This window comes from Nocardia arthritidis NBRC 100137 (assembly GCF_001612765.1).
Classification (GTDB): Bacteria; Actinomycetota; Actinomycetes; order Mycobacteriales; family Mycobacteriaceae; genus Nocardia; species Nocardia arthritidis.
Genome location: NZ_BDBB01000020.1, coordinates 60300 through 85117 on the forward strand (window position 1 = coordinate 60300; position 24818 = coordinate 85117).

General features: G+C 66.3%; 24 protein-coding genes. 11 read left to right on the forward strand and 13 right to left on the reverse strand.

The genetic code is table 11. The annotated features are described in order from the left end of the window. Nucleotides 1-327: 327 nt before the first annotated feature. Nucleotides 328-1809 carry a phospholipase D-like domain-containing protein gene (locus NA8_RS16495; protein ID WP_063051276.1) on the forward strand — a complete coding sequence of 494 codons (1482 nt, stop codon included), beginning with the start codon at nucleotides 328-330 and terminating at the stop codon, nucleotides 1807-1809. A gap of 1231 nt (nucleotides 1810-3040) precedes the next feature. Here NA8_RS16495 and NA8_RS16505 read toward each other — a convergent pair. From NA8_RS16505 to NA8_RS16520, 4 genes are all read right to left on the reverse strand, one after another. Continuing rightward, the gene (locus tag NA8_RS16505) at nucleotides 3041-3775 is read right to left on the reverse strand and encodes a hypothetical protein (RefSeq protein WP_063051278.1); all 735 of its coding nucleotides are present in this window, start codon (nucleotides 3773-3775) and stop codon (nucleotides 3041-3043) included. Nucleotides 3776-3943: 168 nt separating this feature from the next. After that, a complete protein-coding gene (locus tag NA8_RS16510) occupies nucleotides 3944-5272 on the reverse strand; it encodes a cytochrome P450 (RefSeq protein WP_063051279.1) in 1329 nt (442 codons plus the stop codon). A 216-nt stretch (nucleotides 5273-5488) separates the two neighbouring features. Beyond that, on the reverse strand, nucleotides 5489-5989 hold the full coding sequence (locus NA8_RS16515; protein ID WP_084466853.1) for a DUF3237 domain-containing protein: 501 nt from the start codon (nucleotides 5987-5989) through the stop codon (nucleotides 5489-5491). Then, nucleotides 5986-6390: a nuclear transport factor 2 family protein gene (locus tag NA8_RS16520; RefSeq protein ID WP_063051280.1), complete on the reverse strand. Its 405-nt coding sequence runs from the start codon at nucleotides 6388-6390 to the stop codon at nucleotides 5986-5988. The genes NA8_RS16515 and NA8_RS16520 overlap by 4 nt, the downstream gene beginning before the upstream one ends. A gap of 91 nt (nucleotides 6391-6481) precedes the next feature. Between NA8_RS16520 and NA8_RS16525 the strand changes: the two genes are divergently transcribed. Next, on the forward strand, nucleotides 6482-7096 hold the full coding sequence (locus NA8_RS16525) for a TetR/AcrR family transcriptional regulator (protein ID WP_063051345.1): 615 nt from the start codon (nucleotides 6482-6484) through the stop codon (nucleotides 7094-7096). A 229-nt stretch (nucleotides 7097-7325) separates the two neighbouring features. On the opposite strand, the gene sigJ is transcribed toward NA8_RS16525, so the two are convergent. From sigJ to NA8_RS16550, 5 genes are all read right to left on the reverse strand, one after another. Continuing rightward, nucleotides 7326-8222, reverse strand: coding sequence for an RNA polymerase sigma factor SigJ (gene sigJ / locus NA8_RS16530; protein ID WP_063051281.1), 897 nt, complete (start codon nucleotides 8220-8222; stop codon nucleotides 7326-7328). Beyond that, nucleotides 8219-9403 (reverse strand): NAD(P)/FAD-dependent oxidoreductase, encoded by a 1185-nt coding sequence (locus NA8_RS16535; RefSeq protein ID WP_063051282.1) that lies wholly within the window; start codon nucleotides 9401-9403, stop codon nucleotides 8219-8221. Before NA8_RS16535 ends, sigJ begins: the two co-directional genes overlap by 4 nt. Nucleotides 9404-9602: 199 nt before the next feature. Next, nucleotides 9603-10289, reverse strand: a complete 687-nt coding sequence (locus NA8_RS16540; RefSeq protein ID WP_063051283.1) for a winged helix-turn-helix transcriptional regulator — start codon at nucleotides 10287-10289, stop codon at nucleotides 9603-9605. A gap of 4 nt (nucleotides 10290-10293) precedes the next feature. Beyond that, the gene (locus tag NA8_RS16545) at nucleotides 10294-10989 is read right to left on the reverse strand and encodes an alpha/beta fold hydrolase (protein WP_063051284.1); all 696 of its coding nucleotides are present in this window, start codon (nucleotides 10987-10989) and stop codon (nucleotides 10294-10296) included. Nucleotides 10990-11000: 11 nt separating this feature from the next. Beyond that, nucleotides 11001-11930: an LLM class flavin-dependent oxidoreductase gene (locus tag NA8_RS16550; protein ID WP_063051285.1), complete on the reverse strand. Its 930-nt coding sequence runs from the start codon at nucleotides 11928-11930 to the stop codon at nucleotides 11001-11003. Nucleotides 11931-12028: 98 nt separating this feature from the next. On the opposite strand from NA8_RS16550, the gene NA8_RS16555 reads away from it, so the two are divergent. Continuing rightward, nucleotides 12029-12457, forward strand: a complete 429-nt coding sequence (locus tag NA8_RS16555) for an organic hydroperoxide resistance protein (RefSeq protein WP_063051286.1) — start codon at nucleotides 12029-12031, stop codon at nucleotides 12455-12457. Nucleotides 12458-12619: 162 nt separating this feature from the next. Here the strand turns inward: NA8_RS16555 and NA8_RS16560 are convergent, their stop codons facing one another. Then, nucleotides 12620-12952: a hypothetical protein gene (locus NA8_RS16560; RefSeq protein ID WP_245663868.1), complete on the reverse strand. Its 333-nt coding sequence runs from the start codon at nucleotides 12950-12952 to the stop codon at nucleotides 12620-12622. 1171 nt (nucleotides 12953-14123) lie between these two features. Between NA8_RS16560 and NA8_RS16565 the strand changes: the two genes are divergently transcribed. From NA8_RS16565 to NA8_RS16595, 7 genes are all read left to right on the forward strand, one after another. Next, entirely contained in the window at nucleotides 14124-15137 is a 1014-nt protein-coding gene (locus NA8_RS16565; RefSeq protein WP_245663869.1) for a glycosyltransferase, read from the forward strand. 121 nt (nucleotides 15138-15258) lie between these two features. Continuing rightward, nucleotides 15259-16263: a phytoene/squalene synthase family protein gene (locus NA8_RS16570; protein WP_084466854.1), complete on the forward strand. Its 1005-nt coding sequence runs from the start codon at nucleotides 15259-15261 to the stop codon at nucleotides 16261-16263. A 9-nt stretch (nucleotides 16264-16272) separates the two neighbouring features. Beyond that, the gene (locus NA8_RS16575; RefSeq protein WP_063051287.1) at nucleotides 16273-16626 is read left to right on the forward strand and encodes a lycopene cyclase domain-containing protein; all 354 of its coding nucleotides are present in this window, start codon (nucleotides 16273-16275) and stop codon (nucleotides 16624-16626) included. Next, complete coding sequence (locus NA8_RS16580) at nucleotides 16623-16955, forward strand: lycopene cyclase domain-containing protein (RefSeq protein ID WP_063051288.1); 333 nt, start codon at nucleotides 16623-16625, stop codon at nucleotides 16953-16955. The genes NA8_RS16575 and NA8_RS16580 overlap by 4 nt, the downstream gene beginning before the upstream one ends. Further along, complete coding sequence (locus NA8_RS16585; protein ID WP_063051289.1) at nucleotides 16952-18547, forward strand: FAD-dependent oxidoreductase; 1596 nt, start codon at nucleotides 16952-16954, stop codon at nucleotides 18545-18547. The genes NA8_RS16580 and NA8_RS16585 overlap by 4 nt, the downstream gene beginning before the upstream one ends. Continuing rightward, a complete protein-coding gene (locus NA8_RS16590; protein ID WP_063051290.1) occupies nucleotides 18544-19554 on the forward strand; it encodes a Rieske (2Fe-2S) protein in 1011 nt (336 codons plus the stop codon). The genes NA8_RS16585 and NA8_RS16590 overlap by 4 nt, the downstream gene beginning before the upstream one ends. A 56-nt stretch (nucleotides 19555-19610) precedes the next feature. Further along, nucleotides 19611-20030, forward strand: a complete 420-nt coding sequence (locus tag NA8_RS16595; protein WP_084466855.1) for an SDR family NAD(P)-dependent oxidoreductase — start codon at nucleotides 19611-19613, stop codon at nucleotides 20028-20030. A 153-nt stretch (nucleotides 20031-20183) separates the two neighbouring features. On the opposite strand, the gene NA8_RS16600 is transcribed toward NA8_RS16595, so the two are convergent. Continuing rightward, the gene (locus NA8_RS16600; RefSeq protein WP_063051292.1) at nucleotides 20184-21377 is read right to left on the reverse strand and encodes a PucR family transcriptional regulator; all 1194 of its coding nucleotides are present in this window, start codon (nucleotides 21375-21377) and stop codon (nucleotides 20184-20186) included. A gap of 165 nt (nucleotides 21378-21542) precedes the next feature. Here NA8_RS16600 and NA8_RS16605 point away from each other — a divergent pair, with 165 nt between their 5' ends. Then, on the forward strand, nucleotides 21543-22391 hold the full coding sequence (locus NA8_RS16605; protein WP_063051293.1) for an alpha/beta hydrolase: 849 nt from the start codon (nucleotides 21543-21545) through the stop codon (nucleotides 22389-22391). A 299-nt stretch (nucleotides 22392-22690) separates the two neighbouring features. Here the strand turns inward: NA8_RS16605 and NA8_RS16610 are convergent, their stop codons facing one another. After that, nucleotides 22691-23716 carry an FAD-dependent oxidoreductase gene (locus NA8_RS16610; protein WP_157106740.1) on the reverse strand — a complete coding sequence of 342 codons (1026 nt, stop codon included), beginning with the start codon at nucleotides 23714-23716 and terminating at the stop codon, nucleotides 22691-22693. Nucleotides 23717-24093: 377 nt separating this feature from the next. After that, on the reverse strand, nucleotides 24094-24756 hold the full coding sequence (locus NA8_RS16615; protein WP_084466856.1) for an alpha/beta fold hydrolase: 663 nt from the start codon (nucleotides 24754-24756) through the stop codon (nucleotides 24094-24096). Nucleotides 24757-24818: the final 62 nt, after the last annotated feature.

A 24818-nucleotide genomic window follows, 5' to 3' on the forward strand; every position in this document is an offset into this window, starting at 1 on the left:
CCCAAGTATCGACGTGGCCACCGTAATGGCAGCCGCCGCGATACTTCTCCTACCTCGACCCACGCGGCCTCCGCTCTCGACGAACTTCACCTGGCTCATCGCGCCCACATCGCGCCCGGTTACCCCCTCGAGTGCCCCTACTTGTAGGGGGCGGACCTGCACCGTCACCGCAGCCGCCTGCACCGGACCGCGACCGACACGGTGCGAGCGCTATCGAGAGAGCCTCGCTCCGCGCGATGCCCACCGGAACGGTGAGCGACCGCGCAGTACTGTGAATCGTTCACCTGCGGGGACGGGTGTCCGGCTGGACGAGAGAACTGACTACACATGAGCGACGAGCAACGAATCCTCACTCCCGGCGACACCTGCTGGCAGATTGCACCGGCCGATCGGCTGGCATGCATTGTCGATGCGGCAGACTATTTCCGCCATGCCAAGTCCGCGATGTTGCAGGCCCGCAAACGCATCGTGCTGATCGGCTGGGACTTCGATACCCGGATCAAGTTCGAACCCGGGGAGAAGACCATCGAAGGGCCCAATCGGCTGGGAAAATTCCTGTCCTGGCTGCCGAAACAGCGACCGGATCTCGACATCTACCTGCTGAAATGGAATGTCGGTGCGTTCGCGGCGATCAGCCGCGGGATGACACCGATCTTCGTCGTGAATTGGATGACCGATCGGCGGTTGCACCTCGAAATGGATGGCGCGCACCCGATCGGTTCGGCGCACCATCAGAAGATCGTGGTGATCGACGACGCGCTCGCGTTCTGCGGGGGTATCGACATGACCGTCGATCGCTGGGACACCAGCGACCATCGGGACGACAACCACTACCGAACCGAGCCGAACGGCCGCCGGTACGGACCGTGGCACGACGCGACCACCGCCGTCGACGGCGATGCGGCGAAGGCGATCGGCGAACTGGCCCGGGCCCGGTGGAAGGCGGCGACGGGTCAGCAATTGGCCGCGGTCGACGAGATCGCCGGTGATACGCCGTGGCCGGAAGGGCTGGAGCCGACAATGCGGTCCGTGGATGTGGGTATCGCGCGGACCTTCCCCGAACTCGCCGACCGCGCCGAAGTCCGGGAGGTCGAGGCGTTGTATCTGGCGGCGATCGCGGGCGCCACGCGGTCGCTGTACATCGAGAGCCAGTATCTGGCCTCGCGCACTCTCGCCGAGGCGATCGCCGCGCGGCTGCGTGAGCCGAACGGTCCGGAGATCGTGCTGGTGCTGCCGCGTCACGCCGACGGCTGGCTCGAGCAACACGCGATGGATGGAGCCCGCCGCCGCCTACTGCATCTGTTGTGGAAGGCCGATACCGAGCACCGGTTCGGTGTCTACTACCCCGTCACCGAGTCCGGTGCGCCGGTCTACGTCCACGCCAAGGTATTGGTGATGGATGATCGGCTGCTGCGGGTGGGTTCGTCGAACCTCAACAACCGTTCGATGGGTTTCGACACCGAATGCGATCTGGCCGTCGAGGTCACTCCCGCCACCGTGGACGGTGACCTGCTGCGGGAAACCATCGTCGGTATCCGGCGCCAGCTGATCTGCGAACATCTCGATGCCGAACCCGCGAAGTTCGACGCCACACTTGCCGAGACGTCGTCGCTTCTGCGCACCGTCGAGAGGTTGCGTGGCAACGGCCGGACCCTGGTGCGGTTCGAGCCGGGGACCGTCGAGGACGAGGACAGCCCGCTCGCGGAGAACGAACTGATGGATCCCGAACGCACGCCACCGAGCCTGCGGGACAACCCGTTGCTGATCCGGGGTATCCGCAGGCTGAAGACAGCGGTGGCGGTGCGCTGATGTACATGGCGGGCCTCACAGCTGCGGCTGCGGGTTCACCGAGATGACCGCCGCGCGTCGGCGTGCGCGACCAGCACGGAAACCTCAGGTACGCGGTGCTGGACGACGGTGACCTGGGCACGTTCGCCGAACAGACGGTGATCGATCCCCGTCGCAGTGTGGTACTACCGGGGGACGTCGACCCGGTGCGTATCGCCGGCGCGACTACTGAGGGAGGAAGGATTGCAGTGCGGCACGTCGTCTTCGTGTCTTCGCAGGGCGCGCGACGCCGACCCGGATACCCAGCCAAGGTCTCGCTGGCAAGCCGTTCATCGCACATCCGGCAGTTCTTTATCGGGCCCACGGCCCGAATATCCGGCGCGGATCCTTGAAGCGTGCGGCGGGGCCAGAGCCGCGGTGAAAATGAGCTGTTCCCGCCCCAGTTCAAGCGATGCGTGCGGTTTCCCGGCGGGTGTGTGTGGGTGCGTCAGCGTGGCCCAGCAGGGCCGTCCATCCGCGGAGAGTCGGGATCACCGCTGCGACCAGTGTCGGGCTCACCTTCGGTGCCTGATCTCTCGCCTGCACTTGTTTCAATTCGCCGTGGTTTGACCACGCGCCGGATGCGAACGGCCGGAGCATCGTCACCAGCTCGTTTCCGCCGCAGCGCGTCGAGATCGACGACATTCCCATCAGGCTCGGTACTGCCCCGCTCATCCACCGGGGCGGGGTGCCGCGCCGCGCCGGGGTCGACCGGCCACCACCCTGTCTCCCGCTGCAGTTCCGATCGCAGTACGGGCTTGGTCGGTGCAGGGTCATAGACGGATCCACCATCCGAGCGCCAAGTCTTGTGGAGACGCTCGCCGGCCTCTTCCGCCACGCGCCGCGGACGACGCGGTAGCCGGGTGACGTTCGACGTGCCGTCTCCGGGGGTCTCCACAGCCCTGCTTCCTTCTTCCGGTTTCCTGCGCAACAGCTCGTCGAACCTCTTCCCGCCGGGCCCTGTCGAGGATTCCCGTCCCGGCACTTCCCGCTCCGACATCGAACTAGCAGCCGACGAGTGCCGCTGCACCCGTCGTCGCCATGACCGTTGGTAGGCCGAGCTGATGTTTCAACTTATTCCTGATTACGTCGCTCACGTCCATATTCTCCCTCAGTAGGAAACCACTGAGCACCCGAGCCAGGCCCGCGCGGCCGCGAGACCAGCGGGAGGTCGGACATTTATGCGTCGCATGGCCGGGCAGGGGCCGCCGGTTCAGCTTCGGATGCCGAGCGCGCCGGTCCAGGTGGCCGTGTCGAGACCGGCACGCGCGGCCAGTGCAAACATGGCGGCGAGGTCGTTATCGGTGCGTGGCCGGGGATCGACCTCGGGGTAGTGCTGTGCCTGCAACCGCACCATCGTCTCGGCGAAGGATCGAAGCACGGTCTCGGTGACAGCGCCACGTTCGGCGTCATCGAGCAGTTGGTCACACAGCTCCGGCATACCGGTGTCGGTGTTGTCGAACTCCAGCCGTTCGGCGATTTCGCCGACGGCACCCGCCCGTGTCGTCAGAGCCGAGATGCCACAGTCGAGCCCATCGTCGGCCAGATCGTCGGGGTAGGGCGCCCGGTGCCAGGCCCCCTCGTCGAACCAGTAGACACAGCCGACCATGTAGTCGTCGATCAGGTCCTGCAGGTAGTGCCGAGGTAACCATTCCGGCGCTCCGGCCAGCAGGTCGATTGCGGGCTCGTACGACTTGACCTGGCTCGATTCGTCCTCTCCGACGAGCACTGCACGGCCGTCGCCGAACCACTCGAGCACCCACCAGGTGCAACCGCAGTCGTCCCAGTGCAGGCCGTCATCGTCGATCCAGTATCCCGACCGATGCTGCTGCGGCTCGCCCTCTGCATCGCGATCGTAGGAAGCGACCGCTACTGCCGCCCACCGCGCCCACAGCAGCCGCGCATCCGGCAGATCCTCCGGACGCCCGGGCCGGTGTAGCTTTCCCAATGTCTTTCTCCTGATTCGTGTTCGATGTCAGCTTCGGCCGCCGCTTCAGCATCGCCTATACGCGCGGTATCGCCGACCGCCGCACCACCATGCGATACGACCGGTACCGGTGGGAGGGCGTAGCAGGATCTTCGGCGGGCGAAAAGTTTTGCTGCGGTGCGGGTCTGATCAGCGGGGATGTAGGGTTATCCGGGCGTTGTGGGCGGGGCTGAGGCCGGTGTGATAGCGACGTGGCGGTTCGACGGGACCGGTGGCCGCACCGATGCGACGATGCTCGAGAATGGTGCGGAAGAGGATGCGCGCTTCCGCCAAAGCGAATTGGGCACCCAGACAGCGATGCGCGCCGGCGCCGAAGGTCAGCCAGGTGCGGCCGTTCGGTGCCTCGTCGAGGAAGCGTTCAGGGCGGAAGACCATCGGGTCCGGATAATGCCGTGGTGATTCGTGAATGAGGAGAATCGGGACTATGACGATGGCTCCCTTGGGGACGTGGACTCCGTTGACCACGGTGTCGCGCAGTGCGCGCCGCCCGGTGAACGGTGACACCGGGCGGATTCGCATCGTTTCGGCGACCACGGCGTCGAGGTATGTGTCGAGCCGGGCGCAGTCGCCTGCGTCGACCGCCGCGTCGAGCTCGGCCATGGCTGCCGGGTGGACGGCCAGCATGGCGGCGATCCAGCCGAGCGTGATCGCGGTGGTCTCGTAGGCTCCCAGCAGGATGCCACGCATATTCCGGGCCAGTGCGGCGTCGTCGTGCTGATCCAGTTCGGTGCCGACATACCGCGACAGCACATCTTTCCGGCCGTTCGTGTCACCGGGCGCGGACCGGCGCGCGGCGATTTCCTCGATGATGAGGGCGTCGACCTCGGACTGGCGACGGCTGAGCGGCGGGTAGGGCAACGTGTAGCCACCGACGAACGGGGTGAGCAAGGTGACGGCGAGAAAACCGCGGCTTTCTATTTCCCCGAACCACCGCCGCACCGCCTGTTTCAGCCGGTCCTTGCGGGGCGGCGCCACGTCGCCGAAGACGACGCCGAGCAGCACGCCGATGGCCAGATCGTAGCCGACCTTCAGAAACTCGAACGGTTCACCGACAGGCCAGGTCGGCAGCTCACGCTGGACCACCTCCACCATAAGATCTTCGTAGGACCGGAGTGCCTTGCTCTGGAACGGCGGCGCGAACAGTTGACGTTCGCGGCGGTGTTCGTCACCGTCGAGGAAGATCAACGTTTGCTTGCCGAACATCATGTCGTGGCTGGAGAAGCGGCTCAGCACCTGCCCGACCGAGAAGTCGTCGTGGTTGGCGAACAGTCCTCGCACATCGTCCATGTCGTAAGTGACCAGCATGGTCGGAAATCCTGGCGGCGAGACGACGAACCGTTCGCCGAATTCCAGCAAGGGGGATCGGTGCGTGCCGGGGCGCATCAGTCCACCGATTTGCGCGATGTGGCGGGTGCGTAGCCGAGGGAGTTCACGCAGAGATATCGGGGCATGCGACATGCAGCCATCCTCAACCGTTTGCTCTGCGACTCGCAAACATGAAATCCCCGCAGTGGCAATAGATGCCGAGGGCCTACCCGCAGCGGGCCCTTGGACGTCCCTGCTCACCGCGATCATGAAGTAGCTGCCCGACCCGATGCCGGTGTAGCCGATCCGCGTGTCTGTCAATCGGAAAGGCTCCATCACACACCGCGGACGTCCGCTGTAGGAACGCTGCTAGAGAATCCGATACATCCGGTGGTCGATGCGGCCCTGGCCGTATTCGCCGTAGCCGACCACGACCAGACCGCACAGCCACGCATAGCGCTCGTCGGAGGTCTCGAACCGCGGTGTGGGTCGCACGTAGCTCTCGTCCACGGACAGCCGCTGCCCGTCGGCCAGACGCTGCCGGCCGTCGGGCGGGAACCGGAGCACGCCGTGGGACTCGTAGTGGATGAGGACGCCGTCGTCGGTGCGCAGGGTCGCGCGAACGTCCATGCGACTGACCCCGTCGGCTCCCAGCCAGACCCAGTCGCCACCGCCGGGCAGCATTTCGCCCCTGAAGCCGGGTCCGTGGAAGCGACCGCCTTTGGTCACAAAAGTCATGCGGGTGCCCAGCGGAGTCGAAATCAGCCGGGCAGGCTCCAGGTCGATGCTGAGATCGCAAAGGTGCTCGACCGGCAGCGCATCTAGCAACGCCCGATCGAACAATGGCGTGGGCGGACTGAGTGCGGTCACGCCGCACCCCCGAACGCGGCCTTCAACTCGGCGAAATCGAAGAAGGTGTCCTTGCGGGCGACGAGTCCGTCGGAAGCTACCTCGACGACGTCGAGGCAGTGGACGCCCCGGCGATCTTCAGCGGGCCGCTGGAAGGTCAACGTCCAGTCCAGCACCCAATGCCCGCTGCCGAACAACACACGCCGCTCCTCGAAACCAAACCCCGGATAGAGCTCGAAGACTTTTGTGAACTCATCGCGCAGCGCGTCGCGGCCATGTACTGCGGCACCGCGGCCATGGGCTTGGAATTGCGAGTCAGGAGTATGCAGAGCGACGATCGCGTCGACGTCGTGCGCCTCCCATGCGGCGAAATATCGCTGCGTGATCGCGGAAAGGTCCAGGGGCGTCGATGGGGTTGTCATGGCGATCTCCTCAGATCGGATACGCCGACACTAAAACGTACGATCGTATGTGTCAATGCGTATGGTCGTATTGTTCGATACGATCGTACGCATGACTCGAACAGGTGATGCACGGCGCACGGCGATAGTCGATCGCGCGTTGCATGTCGCGTCGGTCGAAGGTCTCGAGGGGCTTACGCTCGGGCGTTTGGCGGAGGTTCTGCACACCAGCAAGAGCGGCATCCAGACCCTCTTCGGCACCAAGCAGGAACTCCAACTCTCGATCGTCGCTGCCGCATCGCGGATCTTCGAACGTGCTGTTCTGCTCCCCGCCGAGCGGGAGCCCGCCGGGCTCCCGCGACTGCGGGCGTTGATGTCGTTATGGATCGACTACCTGAAGACATTCGAGGGTGGATGCCTTTTCGTCGCTGCCGCAAGCGAACTCGACGGCCGGTCCGGACCCGTCCGAGACGCGGTCGCCGACGCGGTCGGGCGGGCCGATGCCCTGCTTCATCGCGACGTCGAACTTGCCCGTCGCCTGGGCGAGCTTCCGTCAGAAACAGATGTCGAGCAGCTCGTCTTCGAACTGCATGCCATGGTGCTTCAGGCGAATCACGATCGCCAACTTCTCCGCCGCGAGGACGCTCTTACCCGCGCTCGCAACGCGGTCAACCGCCTACTGGGGGGTGAACAGCAACCGCGCGACGGGGCGTCGCCGACCCGATGACTCTCCCCTTCGGCCAACACTGAACGGGTTGCCTCGCCCGCCTTTCACCCGGTGGCAGGCCCTGCGCGGAGGTATCGGTCTTGCGGGTGACTCCGGCTCGCCGCTGTCACCGCCGAGCCGCCAGAACCGATGCACGGCGGAGTATTCACCATCATCACCCACGGCAGTGCCGTGTTGCCTCCGTCATGTTCCCTGCACCCGATGAACGCCATCCGGACGGCACGGCTCATTACCGGCTGATCCGGCGCGGAACCGTGACGGTGGCGAGTTTGTCCGGGTTGCGGATGGCGTAGACGTTGGTGATCTTGCAGTCGATAATCTCGATCAGGAAGACGCCTTCCAGGTGGTCGCGGCTGTAGGCGATTATCGCTGGCATGTTGTTGTAGTCGACCCTCTCGATCCGCATGTCCGATGCCCGCCGCCTCATGTGGAAGATGTTCACGAGGGCCACGGACACCTTCTCGGCGCCCACTACCGGTAGGCGCGCTGCTGTGGCCTTGCCGCCGCTGTCGGCTGTCCAGGTGGCGTCGGGAGCGAGCAGCGAGAGGAGGCCCTGTGTGTCGCCGGTGGTCGCCGCTGTCATGAACTGCTGGGTGATCTGCGCGACCTCGGCTGCGTCGACGGGGGAAAAGCGTTTTCGCCGCGCCCGCACGTGTGAGCGGGCACGGTGGGCCACCTGACGTACCGTCATCACGGATTTGCCTACCGCTGCGGCGATTTCGCCGTACTCGAAGCCGAATACCTCCCGCAGGACGAACACCGCGCGTTCGTCCGGACTCAGTGTCTCCAGCAGGACGAGCATCGCCATCGACACCGATTCGGCGAGCACCAGATCCGCCGAGGCGTCGTTCTCGGCGAGCAGCAGCGGTTCGGGCAACCACGGGCCGATGTAGTCCTCGCGACGACGCGTGCCGGCCCGCACCGCGTTGAGCGCCTGCCGGGTCACCAGCCGTGCCAGATACGACCTCGTGTCTCGCACCGTCGCCAGGTCGACCTCGGCCCACCGCAGGTAGCTGTCCTGCAGCACGTCATCGGATTCGGTGGCTGAGCCGAGGATTTCGTAGGCGATCGTGAACAGCAGCGGCCGCAGCAGCGTGAACCGCTCGGCATGCTCGTCGGTCGTCATGCGCAGATGCCCCCCGGTGCGGTGGAGTTGGGCTGCGAGGGGCGCGGGCCGCCCTTGGGCCAGAGCAGCGAACCCGGCTTGCGGGCCTCGCGGCGGATCTTGCCGATTCCGATCTTGCAGGTCAACTCCTTGATCCTGGCGCCAGCGCGGCCGCCGATAAAGAGGTTCACCGCGGTGTCGTCCTTGCGGGCCAGCTGCCGGATGCCGACGCGACGCCCGAGGCTTATGCACGTCCCGGTGAGGGCCAGGTCGATCACCGCGGGTTCGGTGCCGGCGATGTGGCTGAGCACGGTGTCGGCGGCTTGTGCCCCGAGCGGCCCGGCACCCTGGCCGCTCATCCGCAGCGGTTGGCCCGACGGTGCGGCGGCATCGCCGGTCGCGACGATGCGATCGTCGTCGATGCTGGTCAGCGTCTCATCGGTGAGCAGCCGACCGAGTGCGTCGGTCCGCAGCCCGCTCGCTGCGGCCAACCCCGGTACGCCGAAACCCGCGGTCCAGATGGTGAGCGCGCTCGGACGCACCGCACCGTCGGTCAAGACGATCGCCTCCGGCCGGACCTCGCTCACGCGGTCGGTCTCGAGCACGGCGACACCGTGGCGGGACAGCCACTTGGCGACGTACCGGCGACCCCGCACACTCAGTGACGGATTCAGGGTTCCGCCGCACACCAGCGTGACGGTGCGTCCTTGTTCGGCCAGTTCGGCGGCCGTCTCGATGCCGGTCGGCCCGCCGCCGACCACGGTGACCACGGCATCGTGGGGCAGCTCATCCAGTCTGGCGCGCAGCCGCTGCGCGAACTCGAATTCGGCGATGGGGAAAGCGAACTCGGCCGCGCCGGGCACCGCCGGGATTGCCGCAGTGCTGCCGACCGCGTAGATGACGTGGTCGTAGTCCAGCGCACGGCCCGACGCCAGCCGCACCGCACGAGCGGCGGTGTCGATGCGCGTGGCACTGTCGACCACCAACCGGATGCCCTCGCCGAGCAGCGTGCCGTAGTCGACTATCGCGTCGCCGGTTCCGGCGACGAACTGATGCAGCCGGACTCGATCGACGAACTCCGGGCGGGGATTGACTAGTGTGATGTCGGTATCGGTGCGCATCCGCAGATGGTTGGCCGCGAGTGTTCCGGCGTAGCCGCCGCCGATGACAACGACGTTGTGGAGGGTTCCTTGTGGGGTCATGCCCTCGAGACACCTCAGAACGCCGAAACATGACATGAACCCCTTGTGACGCGCACCACTGCACCCGAGAGTGTGGATCCCGATCGATCGCACCTCTGCCCTCGATCCTCAGAACAAGGTGCTCGGCCTTTTCCATCAAGACGGGTCACGTTCGTGAGTCCGGTCAAGGTAGGCGGCAGCCGGTTCGACCTTCTGGCGGTCAGGACGAGGGCTGGTCCGTTTTCCGGTCGCGTGGGGGCGGCAGCCGGAACAGACCCTCGAGTCTGCGCAAAGCCGCGCTGTCCCCGGACACGGAGGCGGCGCCGGTCTCGATCGCGTCGGCGAAGGTCAGACCCTGGCTGGTGACATCGAGGAACGCCGCCTCGCTGATGGTGATGGTCGCGTCGGGGTGCTGGGCAGGTCCGTGTAGCGCCTCGATCGTCCCGTCCTCGATCCGGGCGTGGAAGACCTCGTCGTCGATCCGGAACTCGTACACCGCGCGTAGCCCTGCTGCGCCCTCGGCGTCGAAGCAGGCCCGGAGGCCGAGCACCGCCCACCCCGGATGGAACGTCTCGGTCTCGCGCCGTTCGCCCATGGCCCACTTCAGGCCCCAGCGGGCCAGTCCCAGGATCGGTGGTCCGAGTTCCTCGCCGGCCTCGGTGAGGGCGTACGCCGGGGTACGGGCGGGCGGTGGAAGCGTGATCTTATGCGCGAGTCCCTCGCGTTCGAGGTGTTTCAGGCGGGCGGCGAGTAGTCCGGTGCCGAGGCCGCGCAGGCTGGCCTGGAGATCGCCGAATCGTTTGGGGCCCGTCAGCAGTTCGCGGATCAGCAGCAGGGTCCAGCGCTCGCCGACGAGGTCGAGGGTGCGCGCGGTCGCGCAGTACTGGTTGTAGGTTCGCTGGTCCACTTCCTCACTCTAGACTTCGCCCTTCCCAATTATGAACGAGCTCGAGAAGCATTCGCGCGAGCGGTTCAGGATGGGTGAGCATCACATTGTGCGGGCCGTCCAGCGCGAACGTCGGGTAGCCGAGGGCCGCGCCGAATTGTTCGAACGGGTAGGTCTGGGGCCTGCAATAGATGGCGATGCCGGGAATCCGATCGACCGCACCGCTGAGGTCGGTGGCCTCGGTGAACGTACGCAACGACTGGGGGAGCAGGCGAGCAGCCAGCCAGTCCGCGTGGTCGGTGTCGACGATGCCGAACGCCGCCGGGGGTGGAGCCGGGATCTGCCATCCGTCTCCCCGCGATTCGGCCGCCGCGCGGATGGTCTGCACGAACGGGTCGGGCGCCAGGCTGAACATGCTGGCGCCGTCTGCCCCCGCCCAGCCGTCCACGAGGACGATGTGGCCGACGGCATCGGGCCGCAGGTCGGCCGCCTCCCGGACGACCAGGCCCGAGTAACTGTGTCCGACCAGCACAAGCTCGTCATCCGGCGCTGCGTCCAGGGTGGCGGCGACGATGGCGGCGTGATCGTGTAGACCGTAATCCCCGACTGAGCTGAGATCCGGGGTGAGGGTGTGCGCCCCGGCGGCTTGCAGCAGCGGGGCGACACGCTCCCAGGCCCACGGGCCGTGCCAGGCGCCGTGGACGAGAACGAAGGTGGTCACAGTGAATGCTCCTAACGAAGGAGGGGTAGCACCTGGTCGGCGAATTCCTCCAGGCCCTCGTCGTGGTCGTCGGTGGCCAGGCGGATGACGAGATGGCGTGCGCCGGCCGCGACGTAGCCGGACAACCAGTCCGCGGCTTGACGTGCGGTCCCGGCGAACACCGCCTGGATCGATGCGATCAACTCGAGTGGCGCGTTGTAGTACCGCTCGATGCTGGTCCGCAGGCGTTCGCGCGCCTTGTCCTGGTCCTCGTCCAGGCAAAGCGTCGCGTACAGGGCGGGGGTGACCGAGCGCGTTGCCGTCTGCTCGATAAGTCCCCGCTCGGCCGCATATGTCCGTGCCTCGGTCGGGTAGGGCAGCCAGCCGTCGGCGTGGCGGGCTACGCGCTGCAGCGCCGGTCCTCCGCTGCCGGCCAGCCATATCGGCGGGCCGTCCGGGCGCGTCGGTGGAGGGGCGAGCCGGACGTCTTCGAAAGTGAAGTGCTTGCCCTGGTAAGACACCGCTGTGCCCGACCAGAGTCGCCGCATGATGTCGATCGACTCCTGCATACGGCCGATGCGTCGGGCGAAATCGATGCTGAGCGCGGCGAATTGGGCCTCGGTATTCGGGTTGGGGAACCCGCCGCCCATGCCCGCGATCAACCGCCCGTTCGATAGCCGGTCCAGTGTGGCGAGTTGATGTGCCAGCAGGATCGGATGGCGCAGCGCTGGCAGCAGTACCGCAGTGCCGAGCGTGACCCGCTCGGTGGCCTGGGCCACGGCTGCCAGCAACAGCAGCGGATCCGCGCGCGGCCTGGTCACCGGACTCTCTCCCGCCCACACCGAGTCCAGTCCCAGCTCTTCAGCCCGCCGCGCCTGCACGGCGAGCCGTCCTGGTTCGTGTTCGCCTCGCACAGTCTGATCGCGCGTCGGCATCAGATAGCCGATCTCCAGCCTGGTCATGTCACCTCCTGATCGTCGCCAGGTTCCTGAGCCTAGCTATTGACTTCCTGTTTTTGAAGTGCAAAATTCATAAGGCAGTAACAGAGAAGGAGAGTTTGATGACAAAGGTGCTTTACCGGGCGCAGGCGCGTGTGGACGGAGGCCGGAATGGTCACGGGCGCACGTCCGACGGACAGCTGGACCTCGATCTGCGCCAACCCAAGGAATTGGGTGGTGACGGTGCGGGTACCAACCCGGAGCAGCTCTTCGCGATCGGGTACGCCGCCTGCTTCGGAACCACGCTCGCCCTCGTTGGGCAGCGCAACGAGCTCCGCGCCGACGACGCGGAAATCGACTCTTCGGTCGCGTTGATCCCTATCGACGGCGGCCGATTCGAACTCGGCGTCGAGCTGCGGATCTCGCTGCCGTCGGTCACCGGCGAGCAGGCAGTCGGACTGGTAGAGACGGCCCACCAGGTCTGCCCATACTCCAACGCCACGCGCGGCAACATCGACGTGACACTGGTGGTAAATGGCACCCAGCTGTGACATCGGCCCCGCTCGAGCACCGCTGAACGGCTCGTCACCGAGTTGGAGAAGGCGTTCGCCGCGGCGTTCGGCTCACCGAATCAGCCGGTGTGGCAGAGGAGTTGACGGATGGCGGTGAACAGCGTGCCGTGCCCGGGGGTCACTTGGGGGCGGCACCTTCGCTCAGCTCAGTGTGAACGTCGCCGTCCCCGAGATCTGCTCCATCTCCCTGTTGTTCGAGTCCAGCGCGACGATTCGGGCCTCCACCCGGCCGACGCCCGGCGCCGTGCCGAAACCGACGATCACGCCGTCCATCGTGTCTTGGACGACACCGTTCACGACGCGGTGCTGTTGCCCGTCAGCGTATCCGGTATCGAGGTTCTTGAAGCGCACAGCGACCTTCCAGTCCGAGCAGCTTTCCCCGGTCTGGGTGACGTTCACCCGTACGCCGAACGTTCCGGCCTTCTCCTGTCGCACGGTGACCGCGTCGATGATCGCGGCGCAGCTGGTCGGCACCAGGCGCGTCAGGGTCGGCGAGAACGGAAAGCCTGGGTCATGCGGTATGGCGGTGGATGGCGCTGCGAACCCGGCCATTCCGGCGGCGGTCACCGCTGCGATGACACCGGTTCGAGCCGAAAATCGTTGCGACTGTTTGCGATTGAAAGACATGTCCGGTTTGTCGGGTCACCGGCAGTCGGTGTTACATCAGTCGTTGCGTTAGGAGAATCACTGTAACGTCTGGCATGGATACTGGTCAGGAGCTGATCGGTCAGGACCGAAGACCGGTCCATCTCTTGATATCTCAGCTCCATCGCTGATCCGGCGGCAACGGCGACCAGTCACCGTCGACGCCGAGCTCGACCATGCGGAATGCGAATAACACCGCTGCGGCGTTCGGAGCGCAGTGCACGCTCGGCGCGGTGATTGCGGGGCGGCGTCCAGCGCGGCGCAGGAGAACGCGGACGCCGTGACCACCCCGACCGGTTCCACCGCCACACCCACCAGGGATCCGTAGCGGTCGGCCGTCCGCTCGGCGCGGCGTGCGCCTCGAGCCACCGGCGCTCGAGGCCGCATCCGGGCGGCCATACCGCTGTCGACAAGTCGCTCGACCACGCCCGCTGGCCCCGATCGAGACACCCGACCCGGATCGGCGTGTCTTCTGCGCGTTCAGTCCGACGTCCCGCAGAAATTTGAGACAATTGATCCGGATGCACACAGGGTGAGCACCCGATTGTTTTCGCGTTCAACCCCCGACAACTGCCCGGCAGGAAAAATATGGGGCGCGAGTCGGCGATATCGAGCCGACGACTTGATACAGCGGCCACGCTCCGAACCATTGCGATGTTGGAGAGATCAGCGAAGGAATCTGGGCATGGCTCGATACCTCTTGGCAGCGAGTCCGATATCCGGGCATGTGGCGCCCATGCAGGCCGTCGCGGCTGACCTGAGACGGCGTGGAGATCAGGTGCGCTTGCTTACCGGAGCGGAGTTCGGCGCATCCACTCGAACGCGGGGTGTCGAATTCTCGGCGCTACCTCGGGATGCGGAGGTCGCACCCGCTGCACTACCGCGTGGCAGGGCCTCTGATCTGCTTCGGCGGTGGCGAACCGGGCGGGCGGAGTTGCAGTCCGCTTTTCTCGCCCCGATCCCAGCGCAGTACCGTGCACTATGCGCTGAGCTGGATCGCATGGACTTCGATGGCGTTCTGGTCGATGTGATGTTCACCGGGGCCATTCCGCTGCTCTTGTCGCAGCGAGAACGTCCGCCCGTGATAGCCTGCGGCGTCGTTCCGTTGATGTTGTCCAGCGCGGACTGCCCACCGTTCGGGATCGGTTGGCAACCGCGAGTGGGTCGTGATTACACGGCCATGAACCGGTTTGTGCAGCAGGTGCTGTTTCGTGGCGTCCAAGCGAAGCTCGAGGTGATCCTGCGCGCGCTCGACCTGGGGCCCGCGCCGGCCTTTCTGCTCGATTGGCCCCTGCTTGCCGATCGAATACTGCAGTTCACTGTGCCCGGATTCGAATATCCGCGACACGATCTGCCGCCGTCGGTGGTCTTCGTTGGACCGATTCCGACTCCTGTCGCCATGGATGTCGCCATGCCGAGCTGGTGGCCCGCTTCGGATGATGCGAGAAAGATTGTCCATGTCACGCAGGGCACATGGGACAATCGGTGTTTCGATCAGTTGCTCCGTCCGTCTCTGTCGGCGCTGAGCCAGCGCCCCGATCTACTGGTCGTCGCGTGTACCGGTGGCTCGCGCACGCCGATCGGAGCTTTGCCCGCGAACGCATATGCCGCCGATTTCATCCCTTATGACCGGCTTTTGCCACAGGTCGACGTGATGATCACCAACGGTGGCTACGGCGGCGTGAACGAAGCGCTGCGCTACGGAGTGCCGTTGGTCGTCGCGGGCGATACTGCGGACAAGCCTGAAACCGCGGCCCGCGTGGCATACGTCGGCGCGGGCATAGACCTCGGCACCGCCCGGCCGCGGCCCGCTGCCATCACAGCGGCGGTCGACACAGTGCTGGAGTCCGGCAGCTTCCGTGACGCGGCGAACCGGTTGGCGTTGGAAATCGCGAATCGGTCCCCCTTCGACGCCGTCGCGGCTGCATTGATCGAAGTGGCTCCCGGTCCTCGGCGCGGGGTATCCGCACCCGCCATCCAGGAATGGCATTCGAGGGCAGGGGGCGAAAAATGACAACCGTTGCGGGCTACGAACCGCTGCGTCCGCCGGACGTGTTCAGCCACCGACGCCAGCGTGAAGTCTCGATCTCTTGTGCCCGCCGAAACCCGCCATTCGTTCTGCTGAGGAGGTGGCCATGATGCGCACGGAACTCGACGCCGCCGGGATCACGGACCAGGGACTGCGGCAGTCGTATCGGATCTGCCGCGAACTCAATGCTCGCGAGGGGAAGACGTTCTTTCTCGCCACTCGGTTGCTCGCACCCGATCAGCGACCCGCTGTGCACGCGCTGTACGGATTCGCGCGGCGCGCCGACGATATCCTTGACGAATTCGACCCGTATTCGTCAACGGCCGACCGTGCTGCGCGATTGGACAGGCTGGCACGGCAGTTCGAAGCGGGGGACACCGGTGGTGATCCGGTACTGGCCGCAGTGCTGCACACCGCCGAGACATACCGGATACCGAATGCTCTGTTCAGTGCGTTCCTGGCCTCGATGCGTATGGATCTTTCCGTCACCGACTATCCGGACCGCGCCGCGCTGGATAGCTACGTCTACGGTTCGGCGGAGGTGATCGGGCTACAGCTGCTGCCGGTGCTGGGCACCACGGACCCGGTGGCAGCCGCGCCGTACGCCGCCGCCCTCGGCAAGGCATTCCAGCTGACGAACTTCCTGCGTGATGTCGACGAGGACCTGGCTCGTAACCGCGTCTATCTGCCCGCTGACGAGCTGGCCGCACACGGTGTGGACCGGGAGTTGCTGTTGTGGTGCAGCCGACATCGCCGAGGCGAGCCGCGAGTACGTCGCGCGTTGGCGGCACAACACGCGATCACCAGGAAGATCTACGATTACGCGCTTCAGGGGATCGAATTGCTCGCGCCTCGCTCGCGACCATGCGTGACGACCGCAGCGACGCTGTACGCAGAGATACTCGACCGCATCGAAGTGGCGGACTTCGAAGTGTTCGGACGACGGGCCAGAGTCGGAACCGGTCGCCGACTACAGGTCGGCGCGGCGGGCCAGCTGCGAGCGTGGTGGGTACGGCGATCAGCGAGAACGCCGCAGCCGAGCGCTTCGAGCGTCACGCCGGACGATTCCGCCATATCGCTCGATTCCGCCGATCCGCGCGAACACACGTGAGGTATTGGTATGGACCATTGGCGTTATCTCCTTGTTCTCGTCGCCTGCCTGGCGCTGACCGCTCCGCTGGAGTTCCTCGGTCCGGGTGTCTACCGCAGGCCGCGGCTGCTGCTCGGCGCCCTGCTGCCCGTGGTCACGCTGTTCGTGGTCTGGGACCTGGTGGCGATTGCCGCCGGTGTGTGGGATTTCAACCCCCGCTATGTGCTGGGCGTGTTCTTGCCCGGGGCGATTCCGTTGGAGGAGCTGCTGTTCTTCCTCGTTGTTCCGCTGTGCGGAGTGCTGACCTACGTCGCGGTCGAAACGCTGCTGGGTGCGAGCCGCCGCCGCGGCAGCAGAAGCGCGGTGAAAGGGCTGCGACGATGAACTCGGTGGGTTGGGGGTACACGCTGCCCGCCGTCGTGGCGGTCGTGGCGGTGTGTCTGGTCGAGTGCGCGCTGTTGCGGACCGGGCTGTTCCGGCGACCTGGCTACTGGTTGACGATGATGATCGTCCTGGGGTTTCAAATTCTCGTCGATGGGTGGTTGACCAGGCTCGACGCGCCGATCGTGCGGTACAACCCGGACCACATCCTCGGGCTCCGATTCCCCTGGGATATCCCGGTGGAGGACTTCTTGTTCGGTTTCGTCTTGGTGACCTCGGTGCTCCTGGGCTGGGAGCGAACCCGGCAGCGGCAGAGAGATGTGCGGCGATGAGACTGGATGCCTCGGCTTCTCGGCGCGGCGGGGATCCCCGGCGCGTGCACTATCCCGCAGCCGCGGGGTACCTGGACGTCGGCCGTGGCGGCCGGCGCCCGCGGGCCGTTGTCGTCGGTGCCGGGATCGCGGGCCTGGCGGCCGCGACGGGGTTGGCCGAAAGGGGATTTCACGTCGAGGTCATCGAACGCGAACGGTACCTGGGTGGGCGTGTCGGCGGCTGGACCGAACAGCTTCCCGACCGTAGCGCGGTCGGAATGAATCGTGGCTTCCACGCCTTCTTCGCGCAGTACTACAACCTGCGGAAGCTGCTGGCCCGCGCCGATCCGCGGTTGCGCAGGCTGCACCGCATCGATGACTACCCGCTCATCGATGCCGAGGGCCGCTGCGACAGCTTCCGCGATCTTCCGACCACCCCGCCTTGGAACGCCCTCGCCTTCGCTGTGCGCAGCCCGACCTTTCGAGTGCGTGATCTGTTTCGTATGGACCCGCGCGCTGCCGCGCCGCTGGCCGCGGTGTCGGTCCCGGACATCTACCACCGGATCGATCACCTGGATGCGGAAACGTTTCTGCGTCGCGTCAACTTTCCCGACGCGGCCCGCCACCTCGCCTTCGACGTCTTCTCGCGCAGCTTCTTCGTCGCACCCCAGCACATGTCCGCCGCGGAGTTGGCCATGATGTTCCACATCTATTTCCTGGGTTCCAGCGAAGGCTTGCTCTTCGATGTGGCCGAGGACAATTTCGATGTCAGTCTGTGGACACCGCTCGCGGACTATCTCACCGCGCCGCAAGTGCCCGAGCGGCCGGGCACGGTTCACTTCCACACGGGCGTGTCCATCAATCGCATCGACACCGACGACCCGACCGGCTTCAGACTGGTCGACGACACCGACGCCGAGATGACCGCCGACGCGGTGGTCCTGGCCGTCGATATCACCGGGTTGCGCCGGATCGTCGCCGCGTCCCCCACGCTCGGCGATACGCCATGGCGTGCACAGGTAGCCCGAATGGGTGTCGCGCCGTCCTTCGCGGTGCACCGTCTGTGGCTGGATCAGCCGGTGCGCGCCGACCGCCCGAGCTTCCTCGGCACCGGAAACCTGGATCCGCTCGACAACATCAGCGTGGTGGACAGGTACGAGAAGCAAGCGGCGGTCTGGGCACGCGGTAGCGGTGGAAGCGTCATCGAATTGCACGCCTACGCCGTCGCGGATGAGATACCGGGAGCCGCGGCGCGTGACGAGGTGCGAGACCGGCTGCTCACCCGGCTGCACCATATCTATCCCGAGACCGCCGACGCCCGCATCGTGGGGGAGAACATGCTGTGGCGGCAGGATTGCCCACGGTTCGCCCCTGGAGACTTCGCTCGACGGCCGGTTGTCTCGACTCCGCACCCCCGATTGGTCCTGGCCGGCGACGGCATACGCGTCGACCTGCCGGTGGCCCTGATGGAACGCGCCGCGACCACCGGCTGGATCGCGGCAAACACGCTGGTTCGTCAGTGGGCCGGCGCAGGGCACGAGTTGCAGACGGTCCCGAGCCAGGGCCGATCGGCGATCCTGCGCACGCTCGCCACTCGCAAGGGGACGCGATGAGTGGCCGCGCCGAGTTCGGCAGATGGCCGAAAAACATTCCGCTACAGCTGTTCTCACCGGAAGAATGGTCTCGCCAGCGGCCGACCCACGGGGATGCCGACCCCGGTCTGATCGCGGCCGCACTTCGATGGTCACAACAGCGGCCCTCGGGTAACTGGTACACCTTCGCCGCCAGTCGCAGTATCGGTCGCGACCGTCCGCTGAGCACGACCATCGGCGGGATCGAACTCGTGGCCTGGCGTGACGAACGGAACGTCCTGCACGTCGGTCCTGGAGCGTGTCCGCATCTGGGAGCACCCCTTGCCGAGGCGCAGGTCGATGACTCCGCACTGATCTGCCGATGGCATGGTCTGCGAGTAGAAGCGACCGGATCCGCCCGATGGTGTCCATACCCCAGTTACGACGACGGCGTGCTGGCCTGGGTGCGGTTGGACGCTATCGGCGAGCAGCCACCCACCGACACGCCGATCATCGGCCCCCGCCCCGCTGACACCACCGTGCACGCGGTGACGCGCTTGACTGGCGTATGCGAGCCCCGCGACATCATCGCGAATCGACTCGATCCTTGGCACGGCTCCTGGTTGCATCCATACTCGTTCACCCACCTGGAGGTGACGCAGGCCCCGCCGCGGCACGACATCATCGAGGAGAATCATCGGTTCCTGCTCACCGTGACCTTCCGCGTGACCCGCCGGCTCGGGGTGCCGGTCGAGGCCGAGTTCACCTGCCCGGATCCGCGCACCATCGTCATGCGAATCGTCTCCGGCGAAGGCACCGGAAGCGTCATCGAAACCCACGCGACCCCGATAGGTCCCGGCCCCGACGGCCGAGCGCGCACCGCGGTGATCGAGGCCGTGATCGCGAACTCGGAGCGGCAGGGGTTCCGGCACGCGCGCCGAGTCCTGCCGGTGCTGCGCCCGCTGATGACTCACGCCGCGACGCGGCTGTGGCGTGACGACATGGCGTACGCCGAGCGCCGGTATCAACTGCGTACTCATCGTCGGTAGGCGGACCGGTACCCGGTCTCAACGTCGTCACCTACCTCCACTGGGCACACCGCGTACTGCGAGCAGTGCTGCCGTTGCTGCGCGAACAGGGCAAGGGCCGGGTGATCGTCGTGAGTTCGGGAGCGGGCGCCATCGCCGAGCCGTACGGTAGCTGGTATTCGGCCACCAAGGCGGCTGTGGAACGGATCGCGGTTCGGGTGTCCACCCCGATCTCCGCGTACGACCACGACCGCGCTGCCGTACCGAACCGGGTGCGCGGTTATCTGGCCGCGGGGCAGCCCACTGCCGCGGTAGCCCGGAATGTTGCGGCGATCCTGGCAGCGGACCGGCCACGGGAGTGCTATCTGTATGGCCGGGACGTCCGCTTGTCATCCTGGTCGCGCAGGCTGGTCCCGGGGCCGATCTATGAGCGAATGGTGCGGCGATACTATGGTTTTCGTTCGAATGGTCTCCGTCGATCTGGCATGCGGTCCTGACCGCTGGTCGCCTCGGCACTGGTACCCGACTGGTCGCCGACCGGATGCGTCCCGCATCCCGGATCGTGCAGCTCACCCGCGCCTTGTGCGGTGCAGGGGAGAGCTGCGCCGAATCGGGCCGGTCGACGGGGTCTTGGCGGGGGCCCGGCGGTGTCACAGTGGTCGTGTCGCGAGCACCGGCAGTGCTTCGAGCGCGGCGCCGAGATCGCGAACTGCCGCGGGATTCGTCAGCGATCGGCCGGTCAGTTCCTCGATTCGCCGCAACCGGTACCGCACGGAGTTCGCGTGCAGGTAGAGGCGTTCACCGGTCCGCGCGGCGGAACCACCCGCGTCGAACCAGGTTTCGAGCGTGTCCAGCAGTCGGGTCCGTTCCTCGTATGGCAGCGCGAGCAGCGGACCGAGCCTGAGGCGGACCATTCGTTCGGCTTCGGCGGGCGCTGCCGCCATGAGCATCGCGAGGGGGTTGTCGTCGAATCGCGCGACGCCGAAGGCGCGTGTTCCCAGCCCACTCACTGCGAGGCGGGCGAAACGCAGCGCTTGTGGCGTGTCGGTGAGTGCCTCGTAGGGCGGGCTCATACCGACGCGCGCACGAGACTTGCGAAGTGTGCGGATCGCCGAATCTTCCAGGTGCTCGGGCACAGACAGAACACCGATTTGCTGGTCGGGCAGCAGCCGCCAGGCAGAAGTGATCTGCGCGCCGCGCAGCGCGATCTCGATCCCCGGCAGTGCTTCGCGACCTGCGGCGGGTACGTCAGCTGCTACCACCACATAGCGTCCCGTAGGCGGCAGTCCGAGGATTCGGGTGGCTTCGCCTAGGGTGGCAGGGTCGGCGATGACTCCGGTGAACAACGCTTCTACGAGTACCGAGCGCTCATGCTCACGCTGGAGCATCAGTTCCGAACTCATCTCCCGGTAGGCGGCGGCGACGGCGACGGAGTACTCGCCCGAGAGCGCCCATACTTCCGCGGCCAGGTCGACCAGCATCGCGTCGGTGACCGAGGGATGTCGGCGGGCTTCGGCGACCAGTTCCGACCACAGGAATTCGAACCCGATGCGGAAGGCATGCAGGGTTTCCGCCAGTGGCACGCCTTGTCGGGCGCGCAGTCGCCCGGTTTCCTTGGGCGGTTCGGGATCCAGCGGTGCGGTGCAGGTGAAGTGGCGCACCATGAGGGTGAGATTGCGGGTGCAGGAGGTGTGGATCGTCTCGAACGGCACTTGGGTCTGGTTGCGATAGGTGTCGAGTTCGGCGACGAAGCGCTGAGCCAGGCGCAACCCCAGGTCATCGATGCGCTCGAGCAGGATCGCGGCGACGTCGACGATCGCCCGTGGAGGCGTTGTTTTCGACATCTCCGCAGCTTACCGAGGGTCTGACTGTTCCAGGGAACAACAGTTCGCGGGCGATGTTGTTCGTGTGTCCATGGGTGGGCGCGACCGCGGGTGCGACGATTTCGCCAGCCTCGGTCCCGCGCCACACATGCTCTTTTTCACACGAGCGGATCCACAGGAGTATCGATGTCCACCTTCGCCGGCAGTGACGGCACAACCATCCATGTACACGAGTGGCTTCCCTCCGCGAGCGCAGCCCGCGGCGTCGTCCAAATAGCGCATGGCATGGGCGAATATGCCGGGCGCTACAGTCATCTCGCCGAACGATTGGTCGGCCGGGGGTTCGTCGTCTACGCCAACGACCACCGCGGCCACGGCCACAGTATGACGGGCGCCCCCGGCGATCTCGGCGACGACGGGTGGAATCTGCTGGTCGAGGATATGGCCACGCTGACAGCGATCCTGCGCGACAAGCACCCAGGGCTTCCGGTGATCCTGTTCGGGCACAGTCTCGGCTCGTTCGCCGTCCAGCAGTACCTACTCGACCACGCCCATCTCGTCGACGAGGTCGTGCTGTGTGGCACGACAGCCGTCGACGAGTTGTTCGCGAACATCGCCGCCGCTCGGGGTGACCTGCTGGCCTTGTTCAACCGGGACTTCGAGCCGACGCGCACGTCCGCCGACTGGCTGAGCCGCGACGAAGCTCAGGTCGACGCCTACCTGGCCCACCCGTGGTGCGGATTCGAACTCGACCCCGCCAACATGTCGCTGCTGGCCACCGTCGCTACCGAGCGGCTGGCGGAACCTAGGGGAATTCGTAGCGATCTGCCTCTTTACGTGATGGTCGGGGACGCCGACCCACTCAACGACAAGCTGCGGCTGAGTGACCTTCAAGTCCAGCGTTACCGTGATGCCGGTCTGACCGACATCACCTACCGGATCTATCCGAACGCCCGCCACGAGATTCTCAACGAGCTCAACCGCGACGAGGTCGAGAACGATCTCATCGACTGGATCACCCGCGGCGAATCCTGATCCTGCTGCGAGGGGACTCAGCATAGGCGCGGCTCCGCGCGCTGCGAGGCCGCGAATCCTTTGTGTCGCCAGAGCGACTCACCGACTTCCGCAGGCTGGCCGGGTTGTCGCACCGGGCGGCGGAGAGGCAGTTGCCGGCTGCTGCGAGCGGGTCGCTGAATGTCGGGCCGCTGAAGCGGAACTGACCCGGCAGACCGGCCGCGGCAGTAGGTGGCCGCCGCGCCTCCATGGTCGGACCCCGAGCCGAAGGGTGGTGTGAATCCGCTGCAGAACGCGTACTCGAGCGGCGAAGGCGCTGCCTAGTTCTCGGTGCGGCGATAGGGCGGAACTACCCGTTCCCGATCGGCGGCGATCTGCCGCCGCCGCGCCGCCATCGCATCCGCGGGGGAGGAGCCGGTGGACAGCGCGCGAAAGATGGCTGCCGCGTCCTCGATCGCGTCACGCGCCCCGACTCCTTCGGCGGGTGTGATGGCGTGATCGGCGTCGCCGCACAGGATCACCGGGAGCCGTGGAGCGACGGCGGCGGCGAAGGGGACGTTGCGCGCATTCGAGACATGCACGGTCTCCGTCTCGGCCAACAGAAGATCTACCACGTCGCAGACGCCGGGCGCGACCGTTCGAATGAGTTCCGCCCACTCCGCTACCGGATGGAAGCCGATGTTCTCGGCGGGAAGCGGCGGGCGGGTGACTCTGGCGAACCAGACGGAAAGCCCTTCGTCCCAGAAGTGGCCGAACGCGCCCGCCGGGCGGCCGTCCGCACCGATCCGGCCGTCGAAATGCAGCACCGTGCTCTTCGTGCGCAACGCTTGGGCACGCTCGGTACGGCCGTAGAACACAATCTGCCCGGCGTACTCGGGTGTTCGCTCCGGTTCGATCCGGCGGCGGGCGAGGGAGTCGATGCCGTCGGCCGCGATGACGACGTCGTCGGTCGGCAGCCGGGTAGCGCCGCTGTAGAGCACACCCTGGTCGACATCGGTGACCGCAGTGCCGTAACGGAATTCCGACGCGGTAGCAGCGGCGAATTCGGTCAGCACCGACATGAGTTCGGCGCGCAGGTACAGCCGATGACCGCGGCTCGGCCCGAAACGCGCTTCGCGCGGACGGTATTCGAACCGCAGGGCATCCACTGGATGAGCGACCTCGTCCAGCCGGTCGGCGGGCACGCCGAGGCCGGTCAGCGCGGCGTGCGCACGGTCGTCCAGCACCAGGAACGCACCAGCGCCGACCGATGGCTGACTTTCGTATACCCGGGCCGGAATGCCCTCGCCTCCAAGAGCTCCGGCGAGAGCCGTCCCTGCGATTCCTCCGCCGATGATGGTGACCACGCACTCAGCGTAGAGCGACATCTGACGAGCCACTGCCGATCCCTGCATCGACAGCGCAGCGCGTCGGCAGGAGACTTGCGAATGTGGCTCTGCCGCGACCGGGCTCAGGAGCACGGCGACCGCCGCACCAGGAAGCCGAGCTGTTCGAGGCCTGAGCCACCGATCCAACGGCTGCCGGTAGCGCTAGACGCGGGACGATCCAGATGCGGGAACCCCTGCGTCGCCCGCTTCCGGGGATACACCGAGAAGGTCGGTGCCACGGAAGGGGGTGGACACGGCGGCACGTTCGCGGAGCCGGGCCGGGCTACATCCGGAGGGCGGCGTCATGCGGCGCTGCGCCGCGCAGCCTGGTGCTCATGCCGCCGCTGTTGGGGCTGCTACCGAGCGAACCGGGCGATGTCTTCCGCGACACGCTCTGGTGCTTGGAAGGGGAACGCGTGGCTGAGCCCGGGGTAGATCAGCAATTCCGAACCGTTGATGTAACTGTGTAGCACGCTGGAGTTGGCAACGGGTTCTTGCTCGTCGTTTTCAGCGCCCAAGATGAGGGTGGGCAGCCGCAGGGCGGGCAGGCTGCTGACGACGTTGGTGGCGGGGTCGATGAGCCAGCCGGTCATCGCGGCGCGTTGACGGTTGAGGCCGATCAGGTTCACCCCGACCCGGTCGGGGCGCAGAGCTGTTCGTCGACTCCACGCAGCCAGAGCATCGGGATGGCCGCTGAAATACAGTGGGATGACTTGGTCGGCAGGCACAAGCGGGTCGAATGCCGGCATGCCCCGGACCAGACCGGGCAGGTCTGGCAGCACCTGCTGTGATCCACCGGGGCCGGTACCCATCAGGATCAGCGCGCCGACGTCATCGGGATGGTCCACGGCCATGCGTTGCGCGACGAATCCTCCGAGGGAATAGCCCACCACGGTGGGTCGGTTCAGGTGGAGAGCCCGGACCAGGCCAGAGGCCTGATCCGAGAGTTGCGGGACGGTCGAAACGGCCGAGGACCCGGCTGGGGTCCGTCCCACGCCGTCGGAGTCGAAGATGACGATGTCGGCTCCTTATGGTTGCGGACGGGCGGGGGTCGAGGCTGTGCTGCGGTGGGAGCAGCCGG

Coding starts and splice junctions, on each gene's coding strand:
- NA8_RS16495 (WP_063051276.1), top strand. CDS start 328: ATGAGCGACGAGCAACGAATCCTCACTCCCGGCGACACCTGCTGGCAG.
- NA8_RS16510 (WP_063051279.1), bottom strand. CDS start 5,272: ATGTCGCATGCCCCGATATCTCTGCGTGAACTCCCTCGGCTACGCACC.
- NA8_RS16520 (WP_063051280.1), bottom strand. CDS start 6,390: ATGACAACCCCATCGACGCCCCTGGACCTTTCCGCGATCACGCAGCGA.
- NA8_RS16525 (WP_063051345.1), top strand. CDS start 6,482: ATGACTCGAACAGGTGATGCACGGCGCACGGCGATAGTCGATCGCGCG.
- sigJ (WP_063051281.1), bottom strand. CDS start 8,222: ATGACGACCGACGAGCATGCCGAGCGGTTCACGCTGCTGCGGCCGCTG.
- NA8_RS16535 (WP_063051282.1), bottom strand. CDS start 9,403: ATGACCCCACAAGGAACCCTCCACAACGTCGTTGTCATCGGCGGCGGC.
- NA8_RS16550 (WP_063051285.1), bottom strand. CDS start 11,930: ATGACCAGGCTGGAGATCGGCTATCTGATGCCGACGCGCGATCAGACT.
- NA8_RS16555 (WP_063051286.1), top strand. CDS start 12,029: ATGACAAAGGTGCTTTACCGGGCGCAGGCGCGTGTGGACGGAGGCCGG.
- NA8_RS16565 (WP_245663869.1), top strand. CDS start 14,124: ATGGACTTCGATGGCGTTCTGGTCGATGTGATGTTCACCGGGGCCATT.
- NA8_RS16570 (WP_084466854.1), top strand. CDS start 15,259: ATGATGCGCACGGAACTCGACGCCGCCGGGATCACGGACCAGGGACTG.
- NA8_RS16575 (WP_063051287.1), top strand. CDS start 16,273: ATGGACCATTGGCGTTATCTCCTTGTTCTCGTCGCCTGCCTGGCGCTG.
- NA8_RS16580 (WP_063051288.1), top strand. CDS start 16,623: ATGAACTCGGTGGGTTGGGGGTACACGCTGCCCGCCGTCGTGGCGGTC.
- NA8_RS16585 (WP_063051289.1), top strand. CDS start 16,952: ATGAGACTGGATGCCTCGGCTTCTCGGCGCGGCGGGGATCCCCGGCGC.
- NA8_RS16590 (WP_063051290.1), top strand. CDS start 18,544: ATGAGTGGCCGCGCCGAGTTCGGCAGATGGCCGAAAAACATTCCGCTA.
- NA8_RS16600 (WP_063051292.1), bottom strand. CDS start 21,377: ATGTCGAAAACAACGCCTCCACGGGCGATCGTCGACGTCGCCGCGATC.
- NA8_RS16605 (WP_063051293.1), top strand. CDS start 21,543: ATGTCCACCTTCGCCGGCAGTGACGGCACAACCATCCATGTACACGAG.